Below are 12354 nucleotides of genomic sequence, written 5' to 3' on the forward strand. Positions count from 1 at the left end.
AGCTTCAGCGGGCACCGAACCAACCGGCCGGCAGCCGCGTGACGGTGTCCGCGCCGGCTGTCCCGAACGCGAGCGTGGCCTCATGCAGGAAGCTGTCTTCCGGATTGCGCCGGCAACTGAAGCCCAGATCGCGCAGGATGGCCAGCATGCGGCGGTTCTCGCTGAGCACGTCGCCGCGCATGCGGCGCATCCCGGCGGCCTGCGCCAGTTGCAGCAGCCGGCCTATCACGCGCCTGCCAAGGCCCTGGCCTTGCCAGGCATCGGCCACGACCACGGCGAATTCCGCCGTGCCGTGGCCCGTCACCACGAACTGCCCGTTGGCGACCACCGCTTCGGCACCCCCATCGGCGGCTGGAGCCGTCACCACCAGGGCCATGCCCCTCGCGCCGGGCGCAACCAGCGCTTCGACAACCTCATCGGCCACGCGGCCGCCCGTCAGGAAGCGGAAGTAGCGGCTCTCACGCGACAGGCCTTCGACCATGCCGCGTACCGCCGCGCCATCCTCCGCTTGCGCCGCGCGCAAAGTCACCTGCTCACCACGCCGCAGCGTCCAGTTCTCATTGCCGAGCAGCCGTGACGCCCGCCAATCCTGACCATGTTCCATGCATCGCCGCCACCTGACTTCATTATTTGTAGTCAGAGTATAGGCAAACAGCTGACTTTTGCAAATGAAGTCAGCATGCTATGCTCAGTGCATCATGAAAGCCACGGCCCCTGACCTTCGCGACTGTTCGATCGCCTCCACCCTCTCGCTGATCGGCGAGAAGTGGACGATCCTGATCCTGCGCGACATCTTCCAGGGCGTCAGCCGCTTTGATGACTTCCTGCGCCGGCTGGAATGCTCCCCAGCCGTGCTCTCGGCCCGCCTGAAGATGCTGACCGAGGCCGGCCTGCTGCGCCGGGTCGGGTACAAGGAGCCGGGCGAGCGCGAGCGCTTCGAGTACCGGCCAACCCGCGCCGCGGTGGAACTGCTGCCGGTGCTGGTCGGGCTGATGCAATGGGGCGACCGCCACCTGGCGGCCGACGGCACCGGCCCGGTGGAAATCCGCTCGCGCCGCAACGGCCAGCGCGTCAGCGCGGCGCTGGTGGATGAAGACGGCCAGGCGGTGTCGCCATCCGACATGGCCGTCATACAGCTCACGCCGCCGGGCGCGCCACAAGACTGATCCACAGCCGGCACCGCAGCGATACATTGCATCGCACCATGACTGTGCCGTGCCGGTGCGCGCGCCCCATGGCAGCGCACGGACGATGCCGGTGCTGCACCCTTCCCCGGGAAAAATTCCCTTCCCCATCACTTCTCCCCCTGGCACGGCGCTTGCGTATATGACGCGAGCGGATCAACGGCGATCCACCCACCCCACAAGCGCGGCGGCTATGCCATGTAGCCGCTGACTGGACAACGGCGTCCCCTGAACCGGCTTCATTCCCGGTTTGCGGGACGCTTTTTGTTTTGGGCGGTGCACAAGCGCCGCCTTTCGGAGCGAGAACGATGACTGGCAAAGCCACCCGCATCCACCTGCTGAGCCTCGGCACGCCGCAGATGCGCGCCTTCCACCTGACGTGGATGGCGTTCTTCGTCTGCTTCTTCGCGTGGTTTGCCTGCGCGCCGCTGATGCCGGTGATCAAGGGCGAGTTCGGCCTTACGCCGGCACAGATCGCCAATATCAATATCGCCGCGGTGGCGGTGACCATCCTCGTGCGGCTGGTGATCGGCCCGATGTGCGACCGCTTCGGCCCGCGCAAGACCTACTCCGGACTGATGGCGATCGGTGCGTTGCCGGTGCTGGGCGTGGCGTTCGCGCAGAGCTATGAAACTTTCCTGGTGTTCCGCCTGCTGATCGGTGCGGTCGGCGCCAGCTTCGTCATCACGCAGTACCACACCTCGGTGATGTTTGCGCCCAACGTGGTGGGCACCGCCAACGCCGCTGCGGCTGGCTGGGGCAACGCCGGCGGCGGCGCCGCGCAGGCGCTGATGCCGCTGCTGCTGGGCGCGGTACTGATGCTGGGCGTGGACCACGCGATGGGCTGGCGCGTGGCGCTGCTGGTGCCGGGCGTGCTGATGCTGGCGATGGCCGTCATCTACTGGTGCTTCACGCAGGATTGCCCGGAAGGCAACTACTCGGACATGCGCGCCCGCGGCCAGGCTATCACCGGCAGCGGCAAGGGCGGCGGCTGGGAGAGCTTCCGCGCCGCCAGCGCCAACTACCGCGTGTGGCTGCTGTTCATCACCTACGGCGCCTGCTTCGGCGTGGAGATCTTTATCCACAACATCGCTGCCACGTTCTACGTGGACCGCTTCGGCCTGAGCCTGAAGGCCGCTGGCCTGGCGGCCGGCAGCTTCGGCCTGCTGGCGCTGTTTGCCCGCGCGCTGGGCGGCTGGCTGTCGGACAAGGCGGCGCGCCGCCGCGGCCTGGATGCGCGCGCCACGCTGCTGTTCGTGCTGATCCTGGGCGAAGGCCTGGGCCTGCTGTGGTTCGCGCAGGCCGGCAACGTGACGCTGGCGGTGGTTGCGATGCTGCTGTTCGGCCTGTTCACCCACATGGCCTGCGGCGCGACCTATGCGCTGGTGCCTTTCATCGACCGCAAGGCGCTGGGCGGCGTGGCCGGGATCATCGGCGCGGGCGGCAACGTCGGCGCGGTAGCCGCGGGCTTCCTGCTCAAGGGCCTGGGCGATCTGCAGCAGACGCTGACGGTACTGGGCGTGCTCGCCACCATTGCCGCCCTGTGCGCCGTCGCGATCCGCTTCAGTGCCGAGCACAAGGCCCGCGAACAGGCCCTGTACGACAGCGCACTGGCCAACTGAATCCCTGCATTGCCCCACAGCACAACAAGCAGCAAAGACTGACTCCGGACAAGGAAAGCATCATGAAACTGATCATCGTCGGCCACGGTATGGTGGGTCACAAGTTCCTGGAATGCCTGGCGGAAGCCGGCGCGCAGAACCTGGAAGTGACTGTCCTGTGCGAAGAACCGCGTCCCGCCTACGATCGCGTGCACCTGTCCGAGTTCTTCGCCGGCAAGTCGGCCGAAGACCTGTCGCTGGTGCCCGCCGGCTTCTTCGAGCAGCACAACAACATGCTGCTGCGCCTGAACGCGCGCGCCGTGGAGATCGACCGCGCCGCGCGCACGGTCAAGGTCTCCACCGGCGAGACCCTGTCCTATGACAAGCTGATCCTCGCCACCGGTTCCTACCCGTTCGTGCCACCGGTGCCGGGCAAGGACCGCAAGGACTGCTTCGTCTACCGCACCATCGAAGACCTGGAAGCGATGCGCGAATGCGGCGCACGCTCCAAAACCGGCGTGGTGATCGGCGGTGGCCTGCTGGGCCTGGAATGCGCCAAGGCGCTGCGCGACATGGACCTGCAGACCCACGTGGTGGAGTTCGCGCCGCGCCTGATGGCGGTCCAGGTCGACGAAGGCGGCGGCCGCATGCTGCGCCAGAAGATCGAAGGCCTGGGCGTGACCGCCCACACCGGCAAGAACACCGTCGAGATCGTCGACGGCGAGGACGGCACCCACCGCATGGTGTTTGCCGACGGCACGCACCTCGACACCGACATGATCGTGTTCTCGGCCGGCATCCGCCCGCGCGACGAACTGGCCCGTGCGAGCGGCCTGACGGTGGGCGAGCGTGGTGGCATCGCGGTGGACAACAATTGCCGCACCTCCGACCCGGACATCTACGCCATCGGCGAATGCGCACTGTGGCAAGGCAAGATCTACGGCCTGGTGGCTCCGGGCTATGACATGGCACGCGTGGCTGCACGCCACCTGCGCGGCGAAGCTGTGGAGTTCGGCGGCGCCGACATGAGCACCAAGCTCAAGCTGATGGGCGTGGACGTCGCCAGCATCGGCGATCCGCACGGCACCGTCCCGGGCGCCCGCCTTTACCAGTTCAGCGATGACAGCAAGCAGGTCTACAAGAAGCTGGTGGTCTCGGACTGCGGCAAATACCTGCTGGGCGGCGTGCTGATCGGCGATGCCAGCGAGTACGGCACGCTGCTGCAGATGATGCTGAACAAGATCGAACTGCCCGAGTCGCCGGAATTCCTGATCCTGCCCGACAGCAGCGGCAAGGCCAGGCCGGCGCTGGGCGCCGACGCGCTTCCCGACACCGCCCAGATCTGCTCGTGCAACAACGTCTCCAAGGGCGAGATCTGTGGCGCCGTATGCGACGGTGCCACCAGCATCGGCGCGCTCAAGACCTGCACCAAGGCCGGCACGGCGTGTGGCGGCTGCGTGCCGCTGGTCACGCAGATCATGAAGGCCGAGATGAAGAAGCAGGGCATGGCCGTCAACAACCATCTCTGCGAACACTTCCCGTATTCGCGCCAGGAGCTCTACCACCTCGTGCGCGTGGGCAAGTTCAAGTCCTTCGACGCGCTGCTGGAAGCACATGGCAATGGCCTGGGCTGCGATATCTGCAAGCCGACCGTGGGCAGCATCCTGGCCTCGTGCTGGAACGAGTTCGTGCTGAAGGAAGAGCATGCCAGCCTGCAGGACTCCAACGACTACTACCTCGCCAACATCCAGAAGGACGGCACGTACTCCGTGGTGCCGCGCATGCCGGGCGGCGAAGTCACGCCCGAAGGGCTGATTGCCGTCGGCCAGGTCGCCAAGAAGTATGGGCTCTACACCAAGATCACCGGCGGCCAGCGCGTGGACCTGTTTGGTGCACGCGCCGAAGAGCTGCCCTATATCTGGGAAGAACTGATCGCAGCGGGCTTTGAATCGGGGCATGCCTACGGCAAGGCACTGCGCACGGTGAAGTCGTGCGTCGGCTCCACGTGGTGCCGCTATGGCGTGGACGACTCGGTCGGCCTCGCGATTGAACTGGAAAACCGCTACAAGGGCCTGCGCGCCCCGCACAAGATCAAGTTCGGCGTGTCGGGCTGCACGCGCGAATGCGCCGAAGCGCAAGGCAAGGACGTGGGCGTGATCGCCACCGAGAAGGGCTGGAACCTCTATGTGTGTGGCAATGGCGGCATGAAGCCGCGGCACGCCGAGCTGCTGGCCGGCGACCTGGACCGCGAGACGCTGATCCGCTACATCGACCGCTTCCTGATGTTCTACGTGCGCACCGCCGACCGCCTCCAGCGCACCAGCGTGTGGCGCGACAACCTGGAGGGCGGCCTGGACTACCTGAAGGCCGTCGTCCTCGACGACAAGCTGGGCATTGCCGTCGACCTGGAAACGGAAATGCAGCACGTGGTGGACACCTACGAAGACGAGTGGAAGAAGGCCGTCACCGACCCCGAGACCCGCAAGCGCTTCCGCCACTTCGTCAACAGCGACCGCCGCGACGACAACCTGGTCTTTATCGAAGAGCGCGGGCAGATCCGCCCGGCCACGCCGGAGGAACGGAAATTGCAACGTTCCCGCCTGAGCCACATTCCCGTGGTGGCAGTGCCCGCAAAAGCAGCCTGAATGCAGCCGAATGCAACGAAAGCGAAGGAGAACGTGATGAGCCATCCCCACTATCCCGAAACCTGGACCGCGATCTGCACCTTGCGCGATATCGTGCCCAATACTGGTGTCTGCGCCCTGGTCGACGACCAGCAACTGGCCGTGTTCCGCATCGGCCGCGGCGAAGAGGTCTACGCCATCGAGAATTTCGACCCGAATTCGCAGGCGGCCGTGCTGTCCCGCGGCCTGGTAGGCAACCTGGGCGAGCGCCTGGTAGTGGCCTCGCCGATCTACAAGCAGCACTTCGACCTGCGCACCGGCGAATGCCTTGAGGCGCCGGAACACTCGGTGAATGCCTACCCGGCCCGCGTCTATGACGGCAAGGTCTGGGTGGCCGCCGACGTGGCCCTGCGCGAAGTCGAGGAAGAACTGGCAGCCTGACCCCCCTACTATGTCTTTGACGGAGACCCTGCGCATGACGCCATCCGCCCCCTCGCAGCCCCGGCCACGGCTGGTCGTCGTCGGCAACGGCATGGCCGGCATGCGCACGGTCGAGGAACTGCTCAAGCTGGCCCCCGACCTGTACGACATCACCGTCTTCGGCGCCGAGCCGCACGGCAACTACAACCGCATCCTGCTGTCGCCGGTGCTGGCGGGCGAGAAGACCGTGGACGACATCATGCTCAATACGCGCGAATGGTATGCGCAGAACGGCATCGAATTGCTGGCCGGCGACCCGGTCGTGGCGATCGACCGTCCGCGCCGCACCGTACGCGCGCAGTCGGGCCGCGAGGTGCGCTATGACCGCCTGCTGCTCGCCACCGGCTCCAAGCCTTTCATCCTGCCGGTGCCCGGCCACCAGCTTGATGGCGTGATCGCCTTTCGCGACATCCAGGATGTCGAGACCATGCTGGACGCGGCGCGCAACCATCGCCACGCCGTGGTGATCGGCGGCGGCCTGCTGGGGCTGGAAGCCGCCAACGGCCTGCTGCGGCAGGGCATGGACGTGACCGTCGTGCACCTTTGCGACAGCCTGATGGAGCGGCAGCTCGACAAGCCGGCCGCCACGCTGCTCAAGGGCGCGCTCGAACGCAAGGGCCTGCGCTTCATGCTGGGCGCGCAGACCGCGGAGATTCTCGGCGACACGCGCGTGACCGGCGTGCGCTTCAAGGACGGCAGCGAGATCCCGGCCGACCTGGTCGTGATGACCGCCGGCGTGCGCCCGAACATCGAACTCGCGGCCGGTGCCGGCCTGCACTGCGAACGCGCCATTGTGGTGGATGACACGCTGCAGACCTACGACCCGCGCATCTATGCCGTCGGCGAGTGCGTGCAGCACCGCCAGGCCACGTTTGGCCTGGTTGCGCCGATCTGGGACCAGGCGCGTGTGTGCGCAGCGCACCTCGCCGGTGCGGGGCATCGCCGCTATATCCAGCAGTCCACGGCGACTAAACTCAAGGTGACCGGCGTGGACCTGTACTCCGCCGGCGACTTCATCGGCGGCGAAGGCAGCGAGGACCTGGTGCTGCGCGATGCCCGGCGCGGCGTCTACAAGCGGCTGGTGCTGCAGGACGGCCGCCTCGTCGGCGCCGTGCTGTACGGCGACGTGCAGGACGGCCCGTGGTACTTCGACCTGATCCAGCAACGCGCGCCGGTCGCGGCGCTGCGCCAGCGCCTGCTGTTCGGCAAGGCCCAGTGCGAGGCGCTTGCAGCCTGAACGCCGACAACCCGCTGACAACGACATCGCCCCCACGGAGAAAGCGTGAATCTGTCCGACATCCCGGTGGTATCCGCCACCCCGACCACTACCACGGCCACTACCTGCCCCTACTGCGGCGTCGGCTGCGGCGTGCGCGCCACGGTGCGCGCGGATGGGCAGGTCGAGATTGCCGGCGATGCGGAGCACCCGTCCAATCGAGGCCGGCTGTGTGTCAAGGGCTCGGCCCTTGGCGAGACCGTAGACCTGCAGGGCCGCCTGCTGCACCCGAAGGTGCGCCGCGCGGACGGCGCGCTCGAACAGGTGTCGTGGGACCATGCGCTCGACACCGTCGCGCAAGGCTTCTCACGCATCGTCCGCGAACACGGACCCGACGCCGTCGCGCTGTATGTATCCGGCCAGTTGCTGACGGAGGATTACTACGTTGCCAACAAGCTGATGAAAGGCTTCATCGGCACGGCCAACATCGATACCAACTCGCGCCTGTGCATGTCGTCGGCCGTGGCCGGCCACAAGCGCGCGTTCGGCGAAGACCTGGTGCCGGGCAACTACGAAGACCTGGAACTGGCCGACCTGGTGGTGCTGGTGGGGTCCAACACCGCCTGGTGCCATCCGATCGTGTTCCAGCGCCTTGTGAAGGCCAAGGAAGCGCGGCCGGAGATGAAGATCGTCGCCATCGACCCGCGCCGCACGGCCACTTGCGAACTGGCCGACCTGCATCTGGCAGTGCGCCCGGGCACCGATGTCTGGCTTTTCAATGGCTTGCTGAGCTACCTCGCGCGTGAAGGCAAGGCCGACGCCACATTCGTGGCAGGCAGCACCGCCGGACTCGACGATGCGCTGAAGGCCACCGTGGATTGCGACGATCCCAAGGCCGTCGCGCGTGCCTGCAAGCTCGACGTCGACGACGTGCTGGCTTTCTATCGCCTGTTCGCCGAGACAGAGAAAGTCGTTACGGCTTTCTCGCAAGGCGTCAACCAGTCGTCCGCCGGCACCGACAAGGTCAACAGCATCATCAACTGCCACCTGCTGACCGGCCGCATCGGGCGCGCGGGCACGGGTCCGTTCTCGCTGACCGGGCAGCCGAACGCCATGGGTGGCCGCGAAGTCGGCGGCCTGGCCAATATGCTGGCCGCGCATATGGAACTGGCCAATCCGCTGCATCGCGACATCGTGCAGGACCTGTGGCAATCGCCGGTCATGGCCGACCATGCGGGCCTCAAGGCGGTGGAACTGTTCAATGCGATCGAGCAGGGCCGGGTCAAGGCGGTGTGGGTGATCGCCACCAATCCCGTGGTCAGCCTGCCCGATGCCGACCAGGTGCGGCGCGCGCTGGCCAAGTGCGAACTGGTGGTCAGTTCCGACATCATCGAGCGCACCGACACCAATGACGCCGCGCACGTGCTGCTCCCGGCGCTGGGCTGGGGCGAGAAGGACGGCACCGTCACCAACTCGGAACGCCGCATCTCGCGCCAGCGTGCCTTCCTGCCGGCGCCGGGCGAGGCGCGCGCCGACTGGCGCATCCTGTGCGACGTGGCCAGGCGCATGGGCTTTGCCGGCTTCGACTACGCCGGACAGCACGAGATCTTCGACGAGCATGCCCGCCTGAGCGCGTGGCGCCATGACGAGGCCCCGCGCGCGTTCGATATCGGCGGCATGGCCGGCATGGACAAGGACAGCTATGACAATTTCGAACCGGTGCAATGGCCGGTGGTCGCGGGTTCGCCCGCGGGGACGCGCCGGCTGTTCGAGGACGGCCGCTACGCCCATGCCGACGGACTGGCGCGCTTCGTCGCCACGCCGACGCGCGCGCCGGCTCATGCGCCGGACGATGACTTCCCGCTGATCCTCAACACCGGACGCGTGCGCGACCAGTGGCACACCATGACGCGCACTGGCAAGTCGGCCCGCCTTGCGGACCACCTGCCCGAACCCTTCGTCGACATGCACCCGCAGGACGCATTGCTGTGCGGCGTAGGCGAAGGCAAGCTCGCGCGTGTTTCCACGCGCTGGGGCGCCATGGTGGCGCGCGTGCGGCACGGCGGCGGCATTCCGCGCGGCAGCGTGTTCGTGCCGATCCACTGGAACGGACAGTTCAGTTCCGACGCGCGCGTCGGCGCGCTCGTCAACCCGGTGGTCGACCCGGTTTCCGGCGAGCCCGAGTTCAAGCACACGCCGGTGTGCGTGGAGCCGTTCGGCGTCAACTGGCACGGCTTCGTGCTGAGCCGCAAGGAACTGCCCGCCGACTCCCTCACCTACTGGACGCGTGTGCAGGGGCAACGGTTCCAGCGCTACGAATTCGCCGGGCGCGAAGGCATTGCCGATCGTGCGGCATGGGCGCGCAACCTGCTCGGCGTGACGGATCCGGATGCGGACTGGCTCGAGTACGAGGACCGCAGCGCCGGCACCTATCACGCGGGCTATGTCGTCAACGACAGGCTGGAAGCGTGCGTCTACATTGCCACCCGCCCCGAACTGCCTTCGCGCTCCTGGCTGGCCGAGCTGTTCGGGCGCGAACGGCTGGAGGACACAGACCGCATCGGCCTGCTGATGGGGCAACCGATGCAGAAGGGCGCCGATGCCGGCCCCACGGTGTGCTCATGCTTCGGCGTGGGGCGCAATACCATCTGCGACGCAGTGCGCAAGCATGGCCTGACCACCCCGGCCGAGATCACGGCATGCGTCAAGGCCGGCGGCAACTGCGGCTCCTGCGTGCCGGAGTTGAAGAAGCTGCTGGTGGAAGTTCGGGTGGCGGAGGCCGCCTGATTCCCCCGACCGAGCGGCCCTCGCCGCTCGGCTCCTGCGTCTGTTGCGATTTTCCAACGCATTGTGTGCAATTGTGATATCTGACGCCCGGCTTGTGCTTTGCCCCTGCGCCACGTCATAAAGTCCAGCACCGGATAGGCAGGGTTGCGTCGACATCAACGCCTCAAAACTACGTTTTCCCACGTCTGAGGCGGAAAATGCCTCCCTTCCCGAGCGCTTCCCACCAGGCCGCGCGCTGATCCATGCGATCACCGCCGGCTGTCCCGTCGAAGAACGCGACGACAATCCGCCCAGTTCCACCGAACCTCTTCGCGCAAGTTGGCTTAGAGTCCTGGCTGGCTCCAGCCTCGCCGGGTGTCGCTTTCCCGTTGAAGCCGGGGCATGGACCTTGTTTTGACCCACCGAAGGAAATCACATGAAGAAACTGACTGCCGTATCCCTGGCTGCCGCGGCCGGGCTGTTCGCGATGCTCGGCGGCTGCGCCACGGAGTCCTCCACCGCGCTGCCCGTGCAGAAGGTCGAAAGCGCCAGCCGGCCCTACAACGGCGTGCGCACGCCGGTGGCCGTGGGCAAGTTCGACAACCGCTCGAACTACATGCGCGGCGTCTTCTCGGACGGCATCGACCGGCTGAGCGGCCAGGCAAAGACGAGCCTGGTCACCCATCTCCAGCAGACCAACCGCTTCAACGTGCTCGAGCGTGAAAACCTCGACGAGATCCGGCGCGAGGCGTCAATCAAGAACCAGGCGCAACGCCTCAAGGGCGCGGACTACGTTGTCACCGGCGACATCACGGAGTTCGGCCGCAAGGAAGTGGGCGACGTGCAGCTGTTCGGCATTCTCGGCCGGGGCCGTGAGCAGGTGGCCTATGCCAAGGTCAACCTGAACATCGTCAACATCAGCACCTCCGAGGTTGTGTATTCGACGCAGGGTGCCGGCGAATACAAGCTGTCGAATCGCGAAGTGATCGGCTTTGGCGGTACGGCGAGCTATGACTCGACGCTGAATGGAAAGGTCATGGACCTGGCCATGCGCGAAGCCGTCAATAACCTCGTGGCCGCCATCGAAAGCGGTGCCTGGAAGCCGGCCCAGTAAGCAAGGACGTCTGTACCACAACGAGAACAATCATGATGAATACGGTCACGCTGCGCAGTGCGGCGTTTTTGACGGCTGCCGGCAGCCTCCTGCTTGCCGGCTGCGCGGGTCCGCAGCCCTTGTACCAATGGGAGGGCTATCAGGTCCAGGTCTACGAATATTTCAAGGGCGAATCCAAAGAGGCGCAGATCACCGCCCTCGAAGAAGGCCTGCAGAAGATCAAGGCAAAGGGCGGCACGGTGCCGCCGGGCTACCATGCCCAGCTTGGCATGCTCTACCTGAACATCGGCAAGGGCGACCAGATGATCAAGGAGTTCCAGACCGAGAAGACGCTCTTCCCCGAAGCGACGCCGTACATGGACTTCCTGCTGAGGAACGTCAAGAGCGACACCCGAAGCGACACCAAGGTCAGTACCGCCGCGGACGCCAAGACCAACACCGCCGCAGGGAGCAGCAAATGATGCGCCGACTTCTGACCTATGTCGCGAGCCTGGGCATCGTCATGCTCTTCGCCGGCTGTGCCGTGCCGACAAAGCAGGTGGACTACGCCGCGTTCAAGGCGAGCCGGCCGCGCTCCATCCTGGTGTTGCCGCCGCTGAACGAGTCGCCCGACATCAAGGCGACCTACGGCATGCTCTCGCAAGCCACCGCGCCGCTGGCCGAATCCGGCTACTACGTATTGCCGGTGGCACTGGTTGATGAGACGTTCCGCCAGAACGGCCTGACGGTTCCCGGCGACATTCATGCCACGCCGGTCGCCAAGCTGCGCCAGATCTTTGGTGCCGACGCCGCGTTGTACGTTACGGTGGCCGAGTATGGTTCGAAGTACCAAGTCATCAGCAGCGTGACCCGCGTGGCCGCCAGTGCGAAGCTCGTCGACCTGAAGACCGGCGACGTGCTGTGGAACGGCACGGCCTCGGCGGCGACCGACAGCTCCAGCAGTGGCGGCGGCCTGATTGGCATGCTGATCAATGCAGCGATCACGCAGGCGATCAACCACTCCACGGACGCCAGCTACAAGGTCGCGGCGACAACGAGTTACCGCCTGCTGTCGGCCGGCCAGCCTGGCGGCATCCTGTACGGTCCGCGCTCTCCGAAGTACCAGTCGGACTGAAAGCAGGATCGGGCCGCAACGCCAAGGCTTGCGGCCCGACGGAACGCCGTCAGCAGCACCTCCGCTGAGATGACGGCCGCTCGCATCGCGAGCATGAAATCCAGGTTGGCAGCCTGTCGCTAGCACCCAACACACTGCAAACAAGTGTGATATTCGGGTGCTTCCTGTTCCTTTCCTCTTTGTCGCACCTCATAGTCCGATCGAAGAATCTGCCCAGCCTTAAAAGCAATTTAATTCTGATTTAAATCTCGAATA

10 protein-coding genes are annotated in these 12354 nt (G+C 66.0%); 9 read left to right on the forward strand and 1 reads right to left on the reverse strand.

The features are described from left to right. Positions 1 to 4: 4 nt before the first annotated feature. Positions 5 to 604, reverse strand: coding sequence for a GNAT family N-acetyltransferase (locus LDO29_RS05670; protein ID WP_224078807.1), 600 nt, complete (start codon positions 602 to 604; stop codon positions 5 to 7). Positions 605 to 668: 64 nt separating this feature from the next. Here LDO29_RS05670 and LDO29_RS05675 point away from each other — a divergent pair, with 64 nt between their 5' ends. The 9 genes from LDO29_RS05675 to LDO29_RS05715 all read left to right on the forward strand — a co-directional run bounded on the left by LDO29_RS05675 (position 669) and on the right by LDO29_RS05715 (position 12099). Continuing rightward, on the forward strand, positions 669 to 1166 hold the full coding sequence (locus LDO29_RS05675; protein ID WP_396022627.1) for a winged helix-turn-helix transcriptional regulator: 498 nt from the start codon (positions 669 to 671) through the stop codon (positions 1164 to 1166). Between the two features lie 326 nt (positions 1167 to 1492). Beyond that, on the forward strand, positions 1493 to 2806 hold the full coding sequence (locus tag LDO29_RS05680) for an MFS transporter (RefSeq protein ID WP_224078809.1): 1314 nt from the start codon (positions 1493 to 1495) through the stop codon (positions 2804 to 2806). Between the two features lie 62 nt (positions 2807 to 2868). Further along, positions 2869 to 5430 carry a nitrite reductase large subunit NirB gene (nirB, locus tag LDO29_RS05685; protein WP_224078810.1) on the forward strand — a complete coding sequence of 854 codons (2562 nt, stop codon included), beginning with the start codon at positions 2869 to 2871 and terminating at the stop codon, positions 5428 to 5430. Positions 5431 to 5466: 36 nt separating this feature from the next. After that, the gene (nirD, locus tag LDO29_RS05690; protein ID WP_224078811.1) at positions 5467 to 5850 is read left to right on the forward strand and encodes a nitrite reductase small subunit NirD; all 384 of its coding nucleotides are present in this window, start codon (positions 5467 to 5469) and stop codon (positions 5848 to 5850) included. A 34-nt stretch (positions 5851 to 5884) separates the two neighbouring features. Next, positions 5885 to 7126, forward strand: a complete 1242-nt coding sequence (locus LDO29_RS05695) for an NAD(P)/FAD-dependent oxidoreductase (RefSeq protein ID WP_224078812.1) — start codon at positions 5885 to 5887, stop codon at positions 7124 to 7126. A 45-nt stretch (positions 7127 to 7171) separates the two neighbouring features. Next, the gene (locus LDO29_RS05700; protein WP_224078813.1) at positions 7172 to 9892 is read left to right on the forward strand and encodes a nitrate reductase; all 2721 of its coding nucleotides are present in this window, start codon (positions 7172 to 7174) and stop codon (positions 9890 to 9892) included. Between the two features lie 415 nt (positions 9893 to 10307). After that, entirely contained in the window at positions 10308 to 10985 is a 678-nt protein-coding gene (locus tag LDO29_RS05705) for a CsgG/HfaB family protein (protein ID WP_224078814.1), read from the forward strand. A 32-nt stretch (positions 10986 to 11017) separates the two neighbouring features. Beyond that, a complete protein-coding gene (locus tag LDO29_RS05710) occupies positions 11018 to 11446 on the forward strand; it encodes a DUF4810 domain-containing protein (RefSeq protein WP_224078815.1) in 429 nt (142 codons plus the stop codon). Further along, positions 11443 to 12099 carry a DUF799 domain-containing protein gene (locus tag LDO29_RS05715; RefSeq protein WP_224078816.1) on the forward strand — a complete coding sequence of 219 codons (657 nt, stop codon included), beginning with the start codon at positions 11443 to 11445 and terminating at the stop codon, positions 12097 to 12099. Before LDO29_RS05710 ends, LDO29_RS05715 begins: the two co-directional genes overlap by 4 nt. Positions 12100 to 12354: the final 255 nt, after the last annotated feature.

The sequence above is a fragment of the Cupriavidus laharis genome, assembly GCF_914271435.1.
Taxonomy (GTDB): Bacteria; Pseudomonadota; Gammaproteobacteria; order Burkholderiales; family Burkholderiaceae; genus Cupriavidus; species Cupriavidus laharis.